This window comes from Rickettsia conorii str. Malish 7 (assembly GCF_000007025.1).
GTDB lineage: Bacteria > Pseudomonadota > Alphaproteobacteria > Rickettsiales > Rickettsiaceae > Rickettsia > Rickettsia rickettsii.
This window is the reverse complement of the sequence record NC_003103.1, coordinates 1,153,074-1,171,924: the sequence shown is the minus strand read 5'-3', so window position 1 is coordinate 1,171,924 and position 18,851 is coordinate 1,153,074. Positions and strand designations below refer to the sequence as shown.

Below are 18,851 nucleotides of genomic sequence, written 5' to 3'. Positions count from 1 at the left end.
CTCGTTTAATTTGAAAAATTGGCGTCGTTGTGTCATATTTTTTGATCCTCACGTAGGGCTAATGATTTAATTTGGACGTTTTTTGTCAATAATTACTTACTCGGTAAAAAACCGATGCCTTTTGATTTGCTATATTGGAATGCGGATTCTACTAATTTGCTGGCAAAAATGTATGAGGAATATTTACAAAATACATATTGCAATAACTTGCTAAAAGAGTCTAATAATTTAGAGGTACTCTGAACAAAAATAGATCTTGGAAAAGTTAATTGTAACTCTTTTTTCGTAGCCGCAAAAGAAGATCATATAGCTCCATGGCGTTCAATATATGATGGAGTAAAATTATTAAACGGACATAAGATTTTTTGTCTCACGGATTCAGGGCATGTAGCAGTTGTAGTTAATCCTCCCGCTAGTGCTAAATATAATTATTGGTTTAATGACGACTTAAGTTTAAGTAGTCATGAGTGGCTTATGAAAGCTACGGAATATAAAGGCTCATGGTGGAATTATTGGCTTAATTGGCTTATAAAAAATAATGATAATAAGCTAGTAGATTCTTTAGATTATCAGAATCTAGAGGTTATTGAAGAAGCTCCAGGAAGTTACGTAAGGAAGTAGGTGTTGTTTGTGGGGATACTAAATCGTCATTGCGAGCAGCCATAGGCTGCATGGCAATCTCATGAGATTTTGCTTCGTCAATTACTTTGTACTTTTCCTCGCAATGACGGAAAAGCCGATCTATGCAATGCCTAAAATATAAATAAGTCATGAAGAGAAAAAATAATAAATTTATAGAAATATCTATTGCCTTTATTTTGGGAATTGCTTTAGGTCTTTATGGACAGAATCCGGATTATTTTACTAATCTAATAAGTCAAAAATCATTAGCTTTATCTGCTCTGCAAATAAAGCATTACAATATTTCAGAGCTTTCAAGAAGTAAAGTTAGTACATGTTTTACTCCGCCTGCCGGTTGTACTAAGTTTATAGCCAATCAGATAGATAAAGCTGAAGAATCTATTTATATGCAGGCATACGGTATGAGCGATGCGTTAATTACTACTGCACTTATTAATGCACAAGCGCGAGGAGTAAAGGTTAGAATATTGCTTGATCGTAGTAATTTAAAGCAAAAATTTTCTAAATTACATGAATTACAACGAGCAAAAATTGATGTAGATATAGATAAAGTACCGGGAATCGCTCATAATAAAGTTATAATTATTGATAAAAAGAAAGTAATAACCGGTTCGTTTAATTTCACGGCTGCTGCCGATAAACGTAATGCTGAAAATGTAATTATTATAGAAGATCAGGAGCTAGCAGAATCTTATTTACAAAATTGGTTAAACAGAAAGGCGAGCAACTGAGAGGAGATTCCCACTATGTCATTCTTGCGAAAGCAGGAATCTAGTAGCTAAAAGATATAAATAAAACATTTTTGATGACATTCACTAGCTTGTTTGAAATCTTTAGAAGTTGCTGCTTCTTTAGTAGTATTCAAAATAGTATTAACATTATTTTGTATAATTTTGGAATTTTTCTTAAGCAAAGATTGCATGCTTTCTGTAGCAATTTGGTTAGTTATTAAAAGAATATTCATAGCTCTTTGCATTGTATTTGTGATAGATGCAAGATCTACACTAGGGATATTTTTCATAGAACTCATATAAAATTCTGGATTCATATAGGATTTCATTAAAAATTGTGTATTATTTCACATTATTCATTATCCTAAAAAATTTTTTGTGTTTTATAGGTTACGTATATGTAAACATAAACCCTCAATTCATGCTCACATTTATAAAATTATGAGTCAATAATTGTTAGCATTAAGAATAATTAAAAATAGTTAAGTTTTTATAAATGTTAGATACATCAATTCAAGCATTAATAAATAAGTGGCAAAAATACCTCGCTTTGCAAAGAAATTACTCTAATCATACAGTAATTTCTTATAATAATGACCTTAAGCATTTTCTTGAGTTTATGAATTATTATAATTCAGAGCTTGTAACGATAAATCATATTAAAACCGCAGATATCAGATTAATCCGAAGTTGGCTTGCAAAACGTAACTGTGATAATTTTACCGCTTCTTCAATTTCACGTGGTTTATCTGCAGTAAAAAATTTTTATAGGTTTTTAGAGAAAACAACACAATTAAATAGTCATATAATTTTTTCTATAAAATCTCCTAAAAAGACTAAATTGTTACCAAAAGCTTTATCGGAAGATGATGTAGTAATATCACTTGAACATATTGAAGAATACGGGAATGTTAAGTGGGTAGAACTTAGAAATAAAGCCCTACTTGTCCTTATATATGCTTCAGGTCTACGTATATCGGAAGCATTATCAATTACGAAACTTCATCTACAAAATCTAGAATTTATAAGAATAATAGGTAAAGGTAGTAAAGAAAGAATAATTCCGTGGTTACCGATTGCTAAAAATTTAATTACCCAATATTTAGAAATATTGCCGTATAAGTTAGGTGATAATGAACCCATATTTAGAGGAAAGCAGGGTAAGAAATTGCAACCACCGGTATTTAATCGTGAATTAATTAAATTAAAGCATTTTTATGGTTTACCGCAGCATTTAACTGCTCATTCATTTAGACATAGTTTTGCTTCACATTTGCTTGAGCATGGTGCAGATTTACGCTCTCTTCAAGAACTATTAGGTCATAAAAGTCTATCTACTACACAAAACTATACTAAAACAAGTATAAAGCATTTAGAAGCTGTATATACTACCGCATATCCAATTAAAAAATAAAATATATTAATATTCATAATCTTCTTGCATTAATTTTAAGTTATATATTATTTTAAAAACCTTATAAACATAATATATTAAAGTTAATTGAGATATTAATATGCTAGAAACACTTTTAAAAACCTTATAAACATAATATATTAAAGTTAATTGAGATATTAATATGCTAGAAACACTTTTAAAAACCTTATAAACATAATATATTAAAGTTAATATTGAGATATTAATATGCTAGAAACACTTTTAAAAACCTTATAAACATAATATATTAAAGTTAATATTGAGATATTAATATGCTAGAAATACTTTTAAAAACCTTATAAACATAATATATTAAAGTTAATATTGAGATATTAATATGCTAGAAACACCTAAATTACCTATGGGATATAAACCTTCTCAAGATGAAGAATATATGTGTCCTAATCACCTAGAATATTTTAGACAAAAACTTTTAAGATGGAAAGAGGATTTATTAAAGGAATCTCAAGAGACTTTAAATCATTTAAAGGAAGCAAATTTAAAAGAATCCGATCTTAACGATTGTGCTACTCATGAAACAGAAAGAGCTTTTGAGCTTCGTAGTAGAAATAGATATTGTAAATTAATGAGTAAAATAGAAGAAGCATTATCACGTATTAAAAATGGAGAATATGGTTACTGTGAAGAAACAGGCGACCCAATAGGTATAAAAAGATTAGAAGCACGACCTATTGCTGCATTATGTATTGAAGCTCAAGAGCGTCATGAAAATTATGAGAGAAGTCATTTGGATGAGCCTGGGAATTAAGTAGCTAGGTAATTTATGTGCGTGGATCGCAAGAATCCAAAAACATTTAATGCCACCCCGTGGCTTGACCACGGGGTCTAGAAAAACAAATTATTATATTAATAATTTTAGTATTTTTAACTAGATTCCGCGATCAAGTCGCGGAATGACAATAATTCATTTTTGCAGGCATGATACTTGAACATCTAAAACCTAAAGAAGTTAGAGCATTTACTGTTTCAAATAAAGGTAATCCCATAACATTTGAATATGAGCCGGAAATAAATGAGATAAAAGCTTCTGCATAACCGGAAATTTTACATCCGCCGGCTTTATCTATTCCCTCATCCAAAGAACAATAAAAATTAATCTCTTCATCACTTAATTTTTTGAACTTAACAATAGTCTGAACTATTTTTTGTCTAACTGTAAGCTGATCATTCTCTTTTTTGATAATACATAAACCGGTATAGATACGATGACGACGCCCGGATAACATCTTAATACAATTCTTGACTTCTTCATAAGTAGTAGCTTTCGGCAATATTCTTCTACCTACTGCCGCTACGGTATTGGCAGCTATAATTATAGCTGATTCCTCTATTTGAGATGCAATTTTTATAGCTTTTTCGTAAGCAAGTCTTATGGCTAAGGGAGCGGGTAATTCACGCAAATTAGGTGTTTCGTCTATATCTGCCGGAATAATTTGTGAAGGGATAATTTTGATTCTGTTTAGTAACTCAATTCTTGCAGGAGAGCTTGATGCTAATATAATCGGTAGGTTTTTTCTGTTCTGCTTCATACTTATAAAGACTAGTGACGATGAATCACACGCCCCTTAGTTAAATCATAAGGAGTCATTTCTACCATAACTTTATCTCCTAGTAATATTCTGATACGATTTTTACGCATCCTACCGGAAGTATGAGCAATAATTACATGATCATTCTCAAGCTTTACTCTGAAAGTAGCATTAGGTAAAAGTTCAAGTACTGTACCTGTAAACTGAATGAGGTCGTCTTTTGACATTATAATTTATGTTTTTATGGTCGGGGCGGAGAGATTCGAACTCCCGACCCTCTGGTCCCAAACCAGATGCGCTACCAGGCTGCGCTACGCCCCGATAATTAATTATGTCTATACTATATACTCTATTATTCGTAGCAAATCAATTTGTTTATATAAAAATTTATAGATTTTACCTAGAAAAAGTGGTTTTGTTAGGTTCTAAGCGTCATTGTATTAGTCCTGCGGCTTTGTTGTATGGCCCTTATGTTCATACCCGTGGAAGCGGGAATCCAGTCTTTTTTGCTGTTATACTGTGACTTGACCCCGATCTTGTATAACAGACTGTGTCCTGAGATCTCGCAATCAAGTTGCGGGATGACATTAAAGATTACTGGATTCCTGCTTTCGCAGGAATGACATAAGAGGTACAAAAATTAATAAAGTTTTGCGGTTTTCACTAAGAAGATAAAATAGATAGGTTTTACCCTTGTATTTCTTAAGTTTTATATACGATTTACCGAATTTCTATAAAGAGTACATAAAGTTTAATTTATTTTAAACAAGAAAAAGTAACCATAAGTTACTTTTCTATATAGAAAATACCTTCTTTATAAGTAATATGTTATTTATATAACAAAATCATAAGTTAGAAAAATTAAGCCCAAATTTAGGAGATATTATGTCAAGTCAACGATAAAAAATTTAATAAAAAAAGGCATTTTTACATCAATTGCGGCATTGATGCTTGCTAGCACTAGTTAGTGCCCTTGGTATTGCTAACCGAATCGTAACAGTAGGGGGTGGCTCAGTAGCTGATGGTAGTGCTTTTGGCGGAGGAGCATATGTACCAGGTTCATTTGTAACCCTTGGCGAAGTAAATAATTTTACTGCAGATGTGCCAGCAATGCCTGCTATATATTTAGATACCTTTAATAATGCAACAATGACTGTGCCAAATAACATATTTTGGACCGGTTATACCTGTTGATCTTACTAAAGAAAATGTCGGGCGTGTTGTAGATGTCGCTAACACTATAAACATCACTTTAACAGGTACGCCAGTTACAAATGCACAAGCACTTGCAGTGATTCCTCCTTTTGCTCCAGGACCAGGAGAAGTACCAGGGCATACTTACTATTTTAACAGCTTTAATTTTAACGATTTAGCTAGTACTTTGATTTTTCAAGCTACATCACTTTTTCCTTCTACTGGTGATAATAGAATCGCCTTTATCTCAGGTCCAGGTAGTATAGTAACTTCTGTTCAAGGCCAGGCAGATCTTACATTACAGATTGACACTGACTTTCAATTTAAACATCCAAGTTGGATTAAGGCAAAAACTTTTAATATTGCAAATAATAAGCTACTTAATTTTGCTACTGATACTTCACCAGCCGCAGGTCTTTACGTTAATGAAGTTATGGATATACAACCTATATAGACATAGTATCAAGTTCGGCGGCCGAAATGCTACTTATGACGTAAGTAATGAATCGCCAAATGCTGCAGAATTTGTGGCTAGCTTCAACCTAGTTCCAGCAAATGATGTAGATGGTCAATTAAGAGTACACGTGGCTTCCGGTAGCCGAGAAATTGCACTTAATGCAGGTAGCGGTAATGGAACAGGAGGGACAATAAGGCTTAACAAATTTTTAACCGATGGGATAGGAGCTCCTCTAAATCACACTCCAGCTACAATTACAGGAACCATCTTTGTCCAAACTATTCAGATAGGGAACCAGTATCAGCCTATTAATATAGGAGTAGACACGCCGTATGGTGTGGATTGGATACCGGCGCGGGAGGATTATAGTACAATTTACGCAGAACTCGTTAGTACGATTTCAGCAAGATGTAATTTCTGATATAGATTTTAACGGTACGGCCGCACAAGTAACAATCGCTGATGGTAAGAATGTTGGTGGGGCTACCGGTGGTAATATAGATAATAAATTAGGAGGAGGTGTGAATATATTAAATTTTGTCGGTAATAGTACGGTTATCGGTAATGTAGGAGCTACAAATCCGGTTAATATATTAAATGTTCAAGGCAATAATGCCGGTACAATAAACCTTGCTGCGGGCGGTAATTTAGCGGCAGTAACAAGTAGCGGAGGTGTTAACGGCATTGTTAATGTTTTAGGAGTAGGTACGCTTGGACCTGTAACAGGTATTGCGGCTTTGAATCTTAACGGAGCAGGGAATGTTATGATAGTCGGAGCATCTAGTGCAACTACTCTTACCATAAATAATGCAGGTGTGGTAGCTACAGCTGCGGGTGGTTTTACCAGTAATGCTGCGGTCGGAGCAGGCCAACTTACAACAAATACTACGGGTAATGTTACTGTCGGAACAGGAACATATACAGGCAATATTACCGGTAATGCAACTTTTGGCGGGGCCGGAACTATTAACACAACAGTTATTACAGGACAGACTGATTTTAAAGGGTCTGCAGGTACGGTTAACGTTAATGATATCGGTACTTTAGCAGCAGTGACAAGTAGTGCAGCAACTAACAGTAATTTAGTATTTTTAGGAGGCGGTAACGTTACCGGAGTCATAAATAATATTGGAGCAATTACTGTTAATGCAGCGGGTAATAAAACGGTTATCTTGCAAAAAAGTGTATCCGCTACTTCTTTAACACTTGGTAACAATGCTGTGGCGAATTTACAAGACTCGCTTACAAAAAGCGGTAACGTGGATTTTACCAATGGCGGTGTTTTAGAGTTTTCGGGAGCAAATCCTGCAGGTTATTTACTTAACAGCCAAATCAAAAACGGGAACACAGGAACATTAAACGTTTATACTACCGGTACTATTTTAACGGCTACTGATTCAAGTATAGGTATGGTAAACACAATTAATATCGGGCAGGGAAATGCAGTTGCGGCATTTACGATAGATGTATCTAACAAGGCTTTAACGCTAGGAAGTGATATTAATTTGAATAATACTAAATCCGTATTTGGTTTAACTACTAGCAAAAATCAACAAGTTACCTTTATGAATAGTGTCGATGGTTTTGCCGGTGGAGGCGGTAGCGTCAATTTAAGTAGTACTTCTAGTACTATACCTAATGATAATGTGTTAACTTTGCAGGGTAATTTGGGTAATGAAACTCTTGGCACAAAGGCAAATCCCCTTGCTGTTATAAATGTTAGTGGTAATGTCGGCGTTGTTGGTACTAATGCTACGTTAGGTACAAATGGACTTGATATGAGTAATACTGCAGTGCTTAATATTGCTGCTGGCGGGGTTTTTGCCGATGCATCACTTACCTCGGCTAAGATTGCCAAAATTAATATCGGTGAGGTTAATGCTGGACCAGCCGTTTATGCCCTTGATGCATTAAACGGTGATTTTCCATTAGATGCACCAGGTGTTACATTCGTGAATTCCGCATCTGTTTTAAAGTTAATGACTACCGTAGCTAGCGGCAAAAACAGTACTATAGAGTTAACAGGTAATATAGAGCCAGTTGTTCCAAATACCGGTGTAGTTGAGATAAATGCAAGAAATGCTAATACCAAGTTAACAATAGATGGTATGGCTAATAAGTATGCTATCGGAACAAAAGCAAATCCGGTGAGTAAAGTACAACTTACAGGGCACGGAACACTGGTAATAACTGCTCTTAATACCCCAAATATCGACGTATCCGTTGCAAAAGTTGCTATAGGATCACAGTGTGGATCAAATTTTTTTCTCCACTCCTTCCGGTTCTATTAATAGCGAGCTTGGGGCTGTAAAGATTGACGGTAATATGAATTGCCAAAATAATGCCGGTACCGTAGCAATATTTGCTCGTGATATAGCAAATAATATAACATCAGCTATTACTGGTAATATAACAAGTACCGGAGGTACTAACGGTACTATAGGTACAGTTGACGGTAATGGAAACTTAACGAATACAATTACGAATCTTGCAATGTTAAAAGCGGGTGTTGACAACAGCACCGTTACGATTAATGCCGGCGGTAATATGTCAATTGCTGAAATCCAAGGAACCTGCACGGGTAATAAGTGTTTACTCAAGCAACTAATTTAACCAGTGGTATTAACATCACAGGCGGTAAAGATGTGGATTTAATGTTTACCGGTCCAAGCAGCGTTAGTGGAGCTATAGGTAGCAGTACTTCAAAAGTGGGTGATATATAACTATTAGCGGTGATGTATTAAATGTACCGGAGGTATTAATGCAGGATATGTAATATTAATAAATGGTGGCGACATAAAATTTAAGGGAACAACGAATAGTTTAGATATTTCTAAAGGATCAAGCTTTTCTCCTTTTGCTTTTAAAGCCTGAGGATAGAGCATGGTGATTTTTGATGAATTTACTGCTATTACTTATTCCGGTAGTATAGGTACTAAAGGAATGGTCGATATAGTTCAAATAGACAGGGGTGATGTTACAATTCAAGGTACCGTGAAAACAGGCTCGATTTCATTTACTACTGCTCAGTCTGCAACTTTAAGTCTTAATAATACAAGTATAATAAATGAATCAATTACGACCACAGGTAATAAAATCCATACTCTTGCAATATCAAATGATTTAACAACTGGAGCTAGCGGTAGTGGTTCGGTAGGTTCAGACTCAAATCACCTTAAAACCGTTCAGTTCAACGGTGTAGACAGTAAAATCACAATCGATAGCGAAGATTTTTACTCGAGTATAACAACCAAGACTAATAATCAAGGTACGGCAATATTTAACGCTAATAATGGTTTGACCGATGATTTAGGCGGTGAGAATTTAAACCTTAAACTAGTTCAGTAGTAATAAAGACACGGTAAAAGGGGATACCTATGCTAAAACTATTGATGCCGGTAAATCAGCGGTATTTACCGGTTATAACAGTAGAAGTTTAGACATTTCGTCAGCCACGGTCGGCGGTGTTAAAGTGCCAAGAGCAACAACAAAATTTCATTACAAAACAAAAATCGTTTCAGAGAACTTCAAAAAAGGGAGCAGCAGCAACTCTTCAGCGGAATACATTAATGCTGCACTTGTACAAGCACCGATTAATGGCGGTAGTCATAAATTCGATGATGATGTATGGTTACAAAAAGCGGTAACAGGCACTAATACTATTACTTTTGCACCGAAGAAAACCGCTTTTATTATTGCATCGGATTTAGGAGCAAATACTATAAGTTGCCGATCAAGCAACAATGATGTTTACCTGTGATAATACTAGTGTAAATGTCGGGGGCAATATCTCAGGAAGTAATATAACTTTCGATCTTGGTAATAATAAAGTTACTTATACAGGCTCTGCTACTCCTACCGGTGAGCTTATTATAAATGTCTTCTATGATACTATAAATGCAGGGCAAACAGGCAACGCTAATAGCCGTAATATAGTACTCGCAAGCGGTAGTACCTTTGATTTATCAAATGTTTCTTCAATTAAAGTATTTTTAACTGCACAAAATAATCCGTTTGCTATTGGGCAAGGTAGTGCTTATCCTATCATCACCACGGCAGGAGGTAATATCATAGTTGGTAATGCTGTAAGCTTACCGTTTAATGTAACCGCTAATGAAGGTGGTTTTGTCAGATGGCAAATTACAGGTAATTCCTTTGTACTTTTGACGATAGAACCAACAGGAGATGTAACAATAGATAATATCATCAAAATTTTAATAAATACTCCTGTTGGTAATGTTATAGTAAATACCCTTGTAGGGCAAAGATGAGAAGTCGTTGAACATCTATTACCTATAATTCAAAGACCTTCAAATGAAATACATAGAATAACTACTCCGCTTATTACCCCAATGGGGTCCTTCCGTCGGTTCGAGTGTTGGAGGTTTTAGCCCTCTACAGCCGCCACCAACTAGCGGTAGTGTAGTTAACAATATATATGTTCCGCCTACCACTCCGGGCGGCTACGACGTAACACCTAGCAATCCGGCAGGATATAATACTCCGACTACTCCGGTTACAGGCACAGGCGGATTTGGTCCTAACGGTCCTGCTAATGTCGGAGGCAATCCTTACGGTCCGAATGCTTCGGTCGTAACGATTCCAACCTCAAACGTAGGCGCTAACCAGTTATCAACTGGAGGAGGCGGTAGCTTTGGAGGTACTACGGGTTATAACAGTCCGTCAACAGGTGGCTCAAGCTACAATAGTCCAGTTTTCGGTTCGGATGTATACAGTCCATCAACGACTTCTAGTGGTTAGAGTGGTGCCGGTGGCTCAAGTTATAATAGTCCTGCTGCAACCGGTATTGCTCCTGCTAATAGCGGTAACTCTTCAGCACAAGGGAGCAGTTCTAGTTTGGGAGGTACAACTAAAGGCGGTGTAACCAACAGCGGAAGTAGTCCATACGGTAATAGCTATAATCCTAAAGCAACAGGTATTTCTTCCGCTAATAATAGTAACGGTATGGGAAGTAGTTCCGGTAGCGATATGTCTGCTATAGGTAGTAGCCGAGATAATTCTGCAGGTACAAGTAGCGGTGGAAGCTCAGGTAGCGGAATAAGTCGTGCTAAAGCGAATGACGGCTTTAATGCTGCACAAGATAATATACTAGTATCGGTAATCAGAAAGTAAGGGAGAGAATTAAGGCTCTTGAAGATGAAAATAACAATGCTACGAATCCTACAGCAGAAGATGCTACATCACGTAAGAGAGGTGTAGCTGTCGGAGGCGGTGATTGTGAACTTGATGAAAGTAAAGCTAATAATTCCATTTACGGGGTATGGGCTAGCCTATATTACGGTAAGGCAGTACAAAAAGCCTTTAACGGACTTTATAAAGCTAAATCTACCGGTGGCTCAATCGGGATTGATACCGTTATAAACGATAATATAGTTCTGGGTGCTGCTTATTAGAGTCGATACGAAGTTACGTAAAATGCTAAAGCCCTAAAGCCGGCACTACTAAGGTCGGAACTAATATGGGCTCTATATACGGTTTATATAGCTTTATAATAACCTATTTATAGAAGGCGTAACCACCTATGCACGAAGTGATATTAAAACTAATGAACTACGTAATATTATAGGCGGTTATGAAACAGCACACGGTAAATATAATTCAACTTCTTATAGTGGTCAAGTAGTTGGGGGTTATAATTATCTATGGAAAGAAACTGCATTTGCACCGATGGCAGGAATCAGGCTTACTAAGATTAAAGATTCCGGTTATCAGGAATATGGTATTTCTTTCCAAAACCTAACTATTCAGAAACGTCAATATAACAAGGTTGAAGGTATACTCGGCGGTGAAATTAAGACAACCTACTATAAGGATGAATTCATAATTAGACCGCAAATTCATGCCTTTATTAATTACGATTTCAAAGGTAAAACACCGGCAATCGTTGCAGATCTTAACGGTCTTAATGAGCCTCTACTGGTACTGGCACCTAAACCTACTAAAATGCTATATGATTTAGGGGCAGGTGCAGTAATTAAGAAGGGTAGAATGGAGCACGGAGTGCATTACAGTCTGAACTTAGCTAAAAAATACCATGCCCAGTCCGGTACGCTAAGATTTAAAGTAAATTTCTAAAAACCCGCATCAATTAAGAATAAGGATTTTAAAATCCTTATTCTTAATTACACACCGAATAGCGGATTACTATATAATCAGCTGTTTGCATAAAATTAAATAATAAGTTGAATTTATACAAGGATTATCATATTAATATTTGTAATTATTTTTCGGGAACTGCGATAGTTTTTATGGTAATTGCATGTAGTTTTTTATTTAATATTTCAGACAGGACGTTTTTTACTAATTTATGTTGATTAATTAAAGAAAGTCCATTAAATTGAACATCTGATATTTCTAAGGCATAATGGTCTTGATCTCCTACTAAATCAGTAATTTTCATTGTACTGTTCGGAAATGATTCTTTAAGTATTTTTTCTAACTCTTCTACAGATATTGCCATTATTTTATCAATATTAATTTAAGTATTAATTAAAGTTTTTTTGCTTAAAGTAAAGCTTTATATGAATTTTTATTATAGAATTTTAAACATTCATTGATAAAATCGACTCTTATGCATATAATAATTAATATTATTATGTCATTCTATTAATTATTATGAAAAAAGAAACTGAAGAATTAAAATTATTTATCTTAGAATGTTTAAGTGAGAAAAAAGCAGAAGATATTGAGGTAATTGATTTAACAGAAAAACATAAATTAGCCGATTATATTATATTTGCTAGCGGTCGTTCGACTAAAAATGTTGGAGCAATTGCTGAATATGTAGCTTTAGAATTAAAAAATAATGCTGGTATAAATAGTAATATTGAGGGGCTTGGTAAATCAGAATGGGTACTAATAGATGCAGGTACTATTTTAATTAATATTTTTTATCCTGAAGTACGGGAGCATTTTAAGTTAGAAGAAATTTGGAAAAGATGAACGATCATATTCTTATTAACGTTATAATTTTACTCGGTACTGCGGTTTTTATCGTGGCTATACTTAAGCGTCTTAGATTAAGTCCGGTACTTGGTTACTTAATTGCCGGAGCTGCAATAGGTGATCACGGTTTAAAAATCGTAACATATGACCAAACTAAGTTACTAGGTGAACTTGGTGTAGTATTTCTATTATTTGCGATAGGACTTGAGTTATCCTTCGAGCGATTAAAAGCTATGAGACGATATGTATTTGGTCTCGGTAGTTTGCAAGTTTTAACAACCGCTATAGTAATTGCCGGTGCAATGGTGCTTATAGACGGCAATAGTAGTGCGGCTATTATTACCGGCGGTGGTCTGGCCCTTTCATCTACAGCACTTGTTATGCAGGTTATTGAGGAAAATCGTAGTCAATCAACGCAAATAGGAAGAGTTTCTTTAGCTATTCTGTTACTACAAGATTTGGCCGTAGTGCCATTGCTTGTGATAGTTCCGTTACTTGCCGGTAACAATAAAGCCTCGCTTGCAGCGGCTCTTGGTATTGCACTCTTAAAAGCCGTAACGGCCTTACTTACAATATTTATTGTCGGTCGTGTTTTTCTTCGTCCTGTATTTTCATTCATTTCATCAGAAAGTAATAATGCAAGTGAGTTACCTATTTCGATGACTTTGTTAATAGTACTTTCTGCTGCTTGGGCTACCGAAACATTTGGTTTATCTTTAGCTCTAGGAGCATTTGTTGCCGGAGTATTAGTTGCAGAAACTGAATTTAGATTGCAGGCAGAGGAAAGTATTTATCCTTTCAAAAGTTTATTTTTAGGATTGTTTTTCATGACCGTGGGTATGAATATCGATGCCCTAGAAATGTATGAAAAAATATCTCATATTCTTACTTTATCTATTGCTTTAATAGGTATAAAAACCTTAATCATAACGGCTTTTTGTATTTTATTCGGTTTTAATAAAGGAGTTGCTTTTTATTCAGGCTTATTATTATCGCAAGGTGGAGAGTTTGGTTTTATATTATTCAGTTTAGGTAAAGATAGTGGAGTATTAGAAGAAAGTACTGCCGATATATTATTACTCGTAGTTACTTTTACTATGGCACTTACTCCATTACTCGCAGCTTTAGGGCAAAAGATTGCTGAGAAAGTTGATAAAGGACTTGGTAAAACTCCGACTCAAATGATTGAGCTTGGGGCAAGAGATTTAACAAACCATATTATTATTGCCGGACTCGGTAATACCGGTAAAATGGTAGCAAGAGTTTTGGAAGCGGAAGGTATAAGTTACGTAATACTTGATTTAGATGATGATAGAGTAAAAGAAGAGCTATCAAACGGTTTGCCGGTTTTTAAAGGTGATGTATCGCAAGCCGATACTCTAAAGGCATTAGGTACGGAAAGAGCATTCGCTATAATACTTACTATGAATAATCAAGTAACTATCAAGAAATCGCTTAAAACAATTAGTGGTAATTATCAGGATATACCGGTTGTCGTTAAGTTAAAAAATTTAAAAAATGCTAGAGAGTTTTATGATTTAGGTGCCACAACTATTATTCCAGAAAGTTATGAGACTGGATTACAAATAGGTGGAACAGTCCTAAAAAATATAGGTATTAGTGAGCAGGAAATTAATAGAATAAAAGTACAATTTAGGCTTGGTAATTATATAATAGCAAAAAAAGAGGATGCTTTATCTGAAGTGGAAGATAATGATTAAAATTCTTATTACTTTAATTATTGTAATATTATCAACAACAATTAATGCCGATAATAAAAAATTGCCTATTCCGAGATTTGTTTCAATAAAATCTAATGAAGTAAATGCAAGGAGCGGACCAACTACTAAATCTGCCGTAGAATGGGTTTTTGTTAAAAAAGGCGAACCGGTAGAAATAACTGCAGAGTACAAGCAATGGCGACAAGTACGTGACATTAACGGCGAAGGCGGTTGGATACATTCAAGCGTTTTATCAGGTAAAAGATCAGTAGTTATTACTTCTGATAAGGAAATAGAACTTACCAAATCCGCAGACCATAAAAGCCGAGTTATAGCAAAATTAATGCCAAAAGTTCGTTGTAGTTTAAAAAAATGTAAAGAACAATTCTGCCAAATTACATGTAAGGATTACACAGGTTGGATTTCCAAGAAAGTAATTTGGGGAGTGTATGATGATAATGATAGGTATTAATAGGCTTCTTGCATAACCTCCTTCTAAAGGTAATTTGTACGTCAATCCGGTACTCGCATCCTCACGTACTTTTATGTACGCTGCAGTGCTGTGTTCCGTGTTTCCTTCAAGTTCCTCTTTATAAGATAGGTGATGCAAGAAGCCTAGTACCGATAATAAATTGTAAAAGTAATTTACTGCCTGAAGTTAATTTGCTATGTATAAAAACTTACCAAAGATATAATTATTTATCCAAAGATATTTAGACGGTACAAATGATGTCGCATTTAAAAAACTATTTAGCGATAAAGTAAAATTAATAAATTTATTGAATTCTCTTCTTAGGTTATCGCAAGGAGATAGAATCATAGATTTAAGCTATATAACTACTGAACAGTTACCTGTATTTCTTGAAGGGCAAAGAAGTTTGTTCGATATAAAAGTTAAAGATGAAACCGGTAGATGGTATATAATCGAGATGCAGCGTAAAATGGAGAAAGATTATCTTAATAGAACGCAGCTTTACGGTTGTTATACCTACGTTAGTCAAATTAAGAAGGGTATGAAACATGAGGATTTATTACCGGTAGTAATAATTTCTATCATAGGAGCAAAAGCTTTGCCTGATGAATTGCCGTATATTAGCTATCATCATATAAAAGAAAGCAATATACATAAATAATATTTGTTTTCATTATTATGTATTTATTGAACTAGGGAAGTTTAAAAAAATGATCTTAAAGATGATACCGATGAATGGTTGTATTTATTAAAATATGCTTCGCAAGAACAAGAACCGCCAAAAGAGATTAAAAATGAAATTGTGTTATCGGTATATGCAAGTTTAGAGCAATATAAATGGACAGAACAAGAGCATAATGATTATTTTAGAGCTGAAATGGCTATATAACAAGAAATAGACAAGTTTGAAGAAAAGTGTAATGCCGGGATGGAGAAGGGCATAGAAAAAGAGAAAATTGAAACTGCAAAAGAAATGCTAATAGAGAATGAACCTATAGAGAAAATAGCACGATATACTAAGCTTACAATAGAAGAAATAAAAAAGCTAAAAGCAGAAAAATATAAAGTATAGATATTTAAATAAAAACCACCTTACCCGAACGTTCTCTTAAAATTAGAGCAAGGCTTAATTTTATAGTGCAGCAGATTTTAGATATTGCACAGGAAAAATCGCTATGATTATCTTGTACGGCTCTTTTGCTAGAGGCGATTGGGTACATGATCTACCTTACGGCTATCATAGCAATACTGATATTTTGATAATTCTGAAAAAAGGTAAATATAAAGGATACACTGCTTTAAGATTAAAAGATAATATAAATATATAAGATTAGAAAACACAGGAATAATAAACCCTAAGCAAATTATTCCGTATGATTCAAGAATATCGATAATTCTAGAGTCAATAGAGGAAATAAGTAGGCAGTTAGAAAAAGGACGTTATTTTTATACCGATATAAAAAAAGAAGGTATTCTTTTATATGATAGCGGTGAATTTATACTTAGCGAGGCTAAAGATTTATCTTGGAGCGATTGGTAGAGGTAAAGGTTTTTTAAAAGGGGCAACTACTTATTTAAGCGATTTGTAGTATGCTTTTTATCAGCCTTTGCCCTTCATCAAGCTACGGAAAGTCTTTACAGTACTATTTTATTAGTTTCCTCAAACTACAAACCTAAATTACATAATTTACAAGAACTAGGTAGCATGGCAGGAAATTATGACAATGAATTATGGAGTGTATTTCTTCAATTAACCGAAGAACAAAAAAAGTGTTTTGAGTTTCTTGAAAAAGCTTATGTTGATGCAAGATATGATAAAAACTATAAAATTACTAAAGAACAGCTGTTTTGTCTTATTGAAAGAATAGAAAAATTAAAAGAAATCACCGCAAGAATCTGCACAGCAAGAATTAATCCGTAAGGATTGAGTGTCATTCCTAACTCAGCATTACCTGCGTGGATACCGAGTCGTCATTGCAAGCGACTGCAAGGAGCGTAGCAATCTAGCAAAAATAATAAAAATCTAAATATTAGCATTTTTAACTGGATTGCTTCGTCAAAACTTGCAGTTTTTCCTCGCAATGACGGGGCTTTTAAAGATATCTATAGTTATTGAGCAATGCCCATCAAGGTTTTAGTTTAAAGATTGATATAAATATAGTATAATATAAAACTTTAGTATATTCGATGAACTGCAAAAATTGGCTGAGTCGTTCTACAAGAGCTTCGGTTCTCGCGTATTACGTTATACGCAGCTCATCTTGCTTTGTGAACTCCTCGCTCTTTTTGAATTTGATCTTCGTATACTAGGCTTTTAGTTTAAAGATATATATATATAAAATTATGAGTAAGAAGCTTTATATTAAAACCTACGGATGTCAGATGAATGTTTATGATTCTGTTAAGATGCAGGATTTGCTTTATCCCTTTGGCTATGAACCTACTGAAAATATTGAAGAAGCAGATGTTATTATTCTAAATACTTGTCATATCAGAGAGAAAGCAGCTGAGAAAACTTATTCTGAACTCGGTCGTATTAAGAAACTACAAGATACAAGAACAAAACAAGGTTTAAGTTCTGCAATAATAGTTGTAGCCGGTTGTGTTGCACAGGCGGAAGGGGAGGAGATTTTTACAAGAACTCCTTATGTTGATATTGTTGTCGGTCCGCAATCTTATTATAACCTACCGGAATTAATCTCAAAAGTCGTTAGACACGAAAAGCACTTAATCGATCTTGATTTTGTTGAAGAAGCAAAATTTGATCAGCTACCTGAGCAATTATATCCGCAAGGAACAAGTGCCTTTATATCGGTACAGGAAGGGTGCGATAAATTTTGTACTTTCTGCGTAGTACCTTATACTAGAGGTGCTGAATTTTCAAGAAATGTAGAGCAGGTTTACAGAGAAGCACTAAAAGTAGTTAGTAGCGGTGCTAAAGAAATTATGTTACTTGGACAAAATGTCAATGCATATCACGGTAAAGGTCCTGCAGATAAAATATTTAGTCTAGCCGATTTACTCAAACATCTAGCACAAATTCCCAATTTAGAGAGATTACGTTATACCACCTCACACCCGATAGATATGAATAATGATCTAATAAAGCTGTACGGCACCGAACCTAAATTAATGCCGTTTCTACATCTACCGGTGCAGTCAGGTTCAAATAAAATATTAAAAGCCATGAACCGCAAACATGATCGGGAATATTATTTTGATATAATTAATCGCTTAAGAGAAGCAAGGCCTGATATAGTTTTATCCTCTGATTTTATTGTCGGGTTTCCCGGTGAAACAGATGAAGATTTTGAGGATACATTAGATTTGGTCCGTAGAGTAAAATACGGTCAGTGTTATTCGTTTAAATATAGCCCACGTCCCGGCACACCTGGTGCAACTAGAACCGACCAAATACCTGAACATATAAAATCAGAGAGATTAACTATATTACAACAAGAACTCATGGCTCAGCAACTAGCTTTTAATACAAGTTGTGTTGGTAGTACTATGAAAGTTCTATTTGATCGCAATGGTAAATTCGACGACCAGATAATAGGTAAAACTCCATACATGCAGTCCGTATATATCCAAAACCCTAATAAATCTTTACTTGGTAAAATCAGTGATGTAAAAATTACTAAGGCTTCACTTAATAGTTTAACCGGCGAAATATTATAAGT

Annotated in this window: 30 protein-coding genes and 1 tRNA gene; 24 read left to right on the top strand and 7 right to left on the bottom strand. The window is 34.8% G+C overall.

Annotated elements, in window-relative coordinates; translation table 11 throughout:
* Positions 1–474 precede the first annotated feature (474 nt).
* Together RC_RS09475 and pld are read left to right on the top strand one after the other, a co-directional pair.
* Positions 475–621 carry a hypothetical protein gene (locus RC_RS09475; protein WP_014411112.1) on the top strand — a complete coding sequence of 49 codons (147 nt, stop codon included), beginning with the start codon at positions 475–477 and terminating at the stop codon, positions 619–621.
* Between the two features lie 149 nt (positions 622–770).
* The gene (gene pld / locus RC_RS06290; RefSeq protein WP_010977832.1) at positions 771–1,373 is read left to right on the top strand and encodes a phospholipase D; all 603 of its coding nucleotides are present in this window, start codon (positions 771–773) and stop codon (positions 1,371–1,373) included.
* Between the two features lie 47 nt (positions 1,374–1,420).
* On the opposite strand, the gene RC_RS06285 is transcribed toward pld, so the two are convergent.
* Positions 1,421–1,690 carry a phasin family protein gene (locus RC_RS06285; RefSeq protein WP_233417450.1) on the bottom strand — a complete coding sequence of 90 codons (270 nt, stop codon included), beginning with the start codon at positions 1,688–1,690 and terminating at the stop codon, positions 1,421–1,423.
* 179 nt (positions 1,691–1,869) lie between these two features.
* Between RC_RS06285 and RC_RS06280 the strand changes: the two genes are divergently transcribed.
* Positions 1,870–2,787: a tyrosine recombinase XerC gene (locus RC_RS06280; RefSeq protein WP_010977830.1), complete on the top strand. Its 918-nt coding sequence runs from the start codon at positions 1,870–1,872 to the stop codon at positions 2,785–2,787.
* A gap of 358 nt (positions 2,788–3,145) precedes the next feature.
* On the top strand, positions 3,146–3,577 hold the full coding sequence (gene dksA, locus RC_RS06275) for an RNA polymerase-binding protein DksA (RefSeq protein ID WP_004997250.1): 432 nt from the start codon (positions 3,146–3,148) through the stop codon (positions 3,575–3,577).
* A gap of 133 nt (positions 3,578–3,710) precedes the next feature.
* Here the strand turns inward: dksA and RC_RS06270 are convergent, their stop codons facing one another.
* The 3 genes from RC_RS06270 to RC_RS06260 all read right to left on the bottom strand — a co-directional run bounded on the left by RC_RS06270 (position 3,711) and on the right by RC_RS06260 (position 4,679).
* A complete protein-coding gene (locus RC_RS06270) occupies positions 3,711–4,358 on the bottom strand; it encodes a Maf family protein (protein ID WP_010977829.1) in 648 nt (215 codons plus the stop codon).
* Between the two features lie 11 nt (positions 4,359–4,369).
* Positions 4,370–4,585, bottom strand: coding sequence for a translation initiation factor IF-1 (gene infA, locus RC_RS06265; RefSeq protein WP_010977828.1), 216 nt, complete (start codon positions 4,583–4,585; stop codon positions 4,370–4,372).
* A 17-nt stretch (positions 4,586–4,602) separates the two neighbouring features.
* A tRNA-Pro gene (locus RC_RS06260) sits at positions 4,603–4,679 on the bottom strand.
* Between the two features lie 630 nt (positions 4,680–5,309).
* Here RC_RS06260 and RC_RS06255 point away from each other — a divergent pair.
* From RC_RS06255 to RC_RS10895, 6 genes are all read left to right on the top strand, one after another.
* Entirely contained in the window at positions 5,310–5,552 is a 243-nt protein-coding gene (locus tag RC_RS06255; protein WP_010977827.1) for a hypothetical protein, read from the top strand.
* Between the two features lie 97 nt (positions 5,553–5,649).
* Positions 5,650–6,006 (top strand): hypothetical protein, encoded by a 357-nt coding sequence (locus RC_RS06250; protein ID WP_010977826.1) that lies wholly within the window; start codon positions 5,650–5,652, stop codon positions 6,004–6,006.
* A complete protein-coding gene (locus RC_RS06245) occupies positions 5,978–6,430 on the top strand; it encodes a hypothetical protein (RefSeq protein ID WP_233417449.1) in 453 nt (150 codons plus the stop codon). Before RC_RS06250 ends, RC_RS06245 begins: the two co-directional genes overlap by 29 nt.
* The gene (locus RC_RS10595) at positions 6,342–8,300 is read left to right on the top strand and encodes a beta strand repeat-containing protein (RefSeq protein ID WP_010977824.1); all 1,959 of its coding nucleotides are present in this window, start codon (positions 6,342–6,344) and stop codon (positions 8,298–8,300) included. Before RC_RS06245 ends, RC_RS10595 begins: the two co-directional genes overlap by 89 nt.
* A complete protein-coding gene (locus tag RC_RS06230; RefSeq protein WP_010977823.1) occupies positions 8,260–8,622 on the top strand; it encodes a hypothetical protein in 363 nt (120 codons plus the stop codon). The genes RC_RS10595 and RC_RS06230 overlap by 41 nt, the downstream gene beginning before the upstream one ends.
* On the top strand, positions 8,598–8,732 hold the full coding sequence (locus RC_RS10895) for a hypothetical protein (RefSeq protein WP_016830988.1): 135 nt from the start codon (positions 8,598–8,600) through the stop codon (positions 8,730–8,732). Before RC_RS06230 ends, RC_RS10895 begins: the two co-directional genes overlap by 25 nt.
* Positions 8,733–8,735: 3 nt before the next feature.
* Here RC_RS10895 and RC_RS10590 read toward each other — a convergent pair whose 3' ends face one another.
* Positions 8,736–8,894, bottom strand: a complete 159-nt coding sequence (locus RC_RS10590) for a hypothetical protein (RefSeq protein ID WP_016830987.1) — start codon at positions 8,892–8,894, stop codon at positions 8,736–8,738.
* On the opposite strand from RC_RS10590, the gene RC_RS06220 reads away from it, so the two are divergent.
* From RC_RS06220 to RC_RS06200, 6 genes are all read left to right on the top strand, one after another.
* On the top strand, positions 8,893–9,357 hold the full coding sequence (locus RC_RS06220) for a hypothetical protein (protein WP_010977822.1): 465 nt from the start codon (positions 8,893–8,895) through the stop codon (positions 9,355–9,357). The two genes, RC_RS10590 and RC_RS06220, sit on opposite strands and share 2 nt — an antisense overlap.
* A gap of 124 nt (positions 9,358–9,481) precedes the next feature.
* On the top strand, positions 9,482–9,769 hold the full coding sequence (locus RC_RS06215; RefSeq protein WP_010977821.1) for a hypothetical protein: 288 nt from the start codon (positions 9,482–9,484) through the stop codon (positions 9,767–9,769).
* Positions 9,756–10,280: a hypothetical protein gene (locus RC_RS06210; RefSeq protein WP_016830986.1), complete on the top strand. Its 525-nt coding sequence runs from the start codon at positions 9,756–9,758 to the stop codon at positions 10,278–10,280. The genes RC_RS06215 and RC_RS06210 overlap by 14 nt, the downstream gene beginning before the upstream one ends.
* 586 nt (positions 10,281–10,866) lie before the next feature.
* Positions 10,867–11,142 carry a hypothetical protein gene (locus RC_RS10585; protein WP_010977819.1) on the top strand — a complete coding sequence of 92 codons (276 nt, stop codon included), beginning with the start codon at positions 10,867–10,869 and terminating at the stop codon, positions 11,140–11,142.
* Entirely contained in the window at positions 11,124–11,423 is a 300-nt protein-coding gene (locus RC_RS11120; protein ID WP_324602845.1) for an autotransporter outer membrane beta-barrel domain-containing protein, read from the top strand. Before RC_RS10585 ends, RC_RS11120 begins: the two co-directional genes overlap by 19 nt.
* Positions 11,424–11,532: 109 nt before the next feature.
* Complete coding sequence (locus tag RC_RS06200) at positions 11,533–12,105, top strand: autotransporter outer membrane beta-barrel domain-containing protein (RefSeq protein ID WP_324602844.1); 573 nt, start codon at positions 11,533–11,535, stop codon at positions 12,103–12,105.
* 145 nt (positions 12,106–12,250) lie between these two features.
* Here the strand turns inward: RC_RS06200 and RC_RS06195 are convergent, their stop codons facing one another.
* The gene (locus RC_RS06195) at positions 12,251–12,490 is read right to left on the bottom strand and encodes a BolA/IbaG family iron-sulfur metabolism protein (protein ID WP_004997285.1); all 240 of its coding nucleotides are present in this window, start codon (positions 12,488–12,490) and stop codon (positions 12,251–12,253) included.
* A 155-nt stretch (positions 12,491–12,645) separates the two neighbouring features.
* On the opposite strand from RC_RS06195, the gene rsfS reads away from it, so the two are divergent.
* From rsfS to RC_RS10570, 6 genes are all read left to right on the top strand, one after another.
* The gene (gene rsfS, locus RC_RS06190; protein ID WP_010977817.1) at positions 12,646–12,972 is read left to right on the top strand and encodes a ribosome silencing factor; all 327 of its coding nucleotides are present in this window, start codon (positions 12,646–12,648) and stop codon (positions 12,970–12,972) included.
* Entirely contained in the window at positions 12,969–14,696 is a 1,728-nt protein-coding gene (locus RC_RS06185; protein WP_016830982.1) for a monovalent cation:proton antiporter-2 (CPA2) family protein, read from the top strand. Before rsfS ends, RC_RS06185 begins: the two co-directional genes overlap by 4 nt.
* The gene (locus RC_RS06180; RefSeq protein WP_004997294.1) at positions 14,689–15,168 is read left to right on the top strand and encodes an SH3 domain-containing protein; all 480 of its coding nucleotides are present in this window, start codon (positions 14,689–14,691) and stop codon (positions 15,166–15,168) included. Before RC_RS06185 ends, RC_RS06180 begins: the two co-directional genes overlap by 8 nt.
* Before the next feature lie 229 nt (positions 15,169–15,397).
* A complete protein-coding gene (locus RC_RS10580) occupies positions 15,398–15,829 on the top strand; it encodes an Rpn family recombination-promoting nuclease/putative transposase (protein ID WP_071597822.1) in 432 nt (143 codons plus the stop codon).
* A 78-nt stretch (positions 15,830–15,907) separates the two neighbouring features.
* Positions 15,908–16,057, top strand: coding sequence for a hypothetical protein (locus RC_RS10575; protein ID WP_233417448.1), 150 nt, complete (start codon positions 15,908–15,910; stop codon positions 16,055–16,057).
* Between the two features lie 39 nt (positions 16,058–16,096).
* On the top strand, positions 16,097–16,240 hold the full coding sequence (locus RC_RS10570) for a hypothetical protein (protein ID WP_014014833.1): 144 nt from the start codon (positions 16,097–16,099) through the stop codon (positions 16,238–16,240).
* A 4-nt stretch (positions 16,241–16,244) separates the two neighbouring features.
* Here RC_RS10570 and RC_RS10565 read toward each other — a convergent pair whose 3' ends face one another.
* Positions 16,245–16,388 (bottom strand): hypothetical protein, encoded by a 144-nt coding sequence (locus RC_RS10565; RefSeq protein ID WP_233417447.1) that lies wholly within the window; start codon positions 16,386–16,388, stop codon positions 16,245–16,247.
* Between the two features lie 425 nt (positions 16,389–16,813).
* Here RC_RS10565 and RC_RS09315 point away from each other — a divergent pair, with 425 nt between their 5' ends.
* Complete coding sequence (locus RC_RS09315) at positions 16,814–17,089, top strand: HEPN domain-containing protein (RefSeq protein WP_100206912.1); 276 nt, start codon at positions 16,814–16,816, stop codon at positions 17,087–17,089.
* A gap of 422 nt (positions 17,090–17,511) precedes the next feature.
* Positions 17,512–18,849 (top strand): tRNA (N6-isopentenyl adenosine(37)-C2)-methylthiotransferase MiaB, encoded by a 1,338-nt coding sequence (gene miaB, locus RC_RS06165; protein ID WP_010977810.1) that lies wholly within the window; start codon positions 17,512–17,514, stop codon positions 18,847–18,849.
* Positions 18,850–18,851 lie beyond the last annotated feature (2 nt).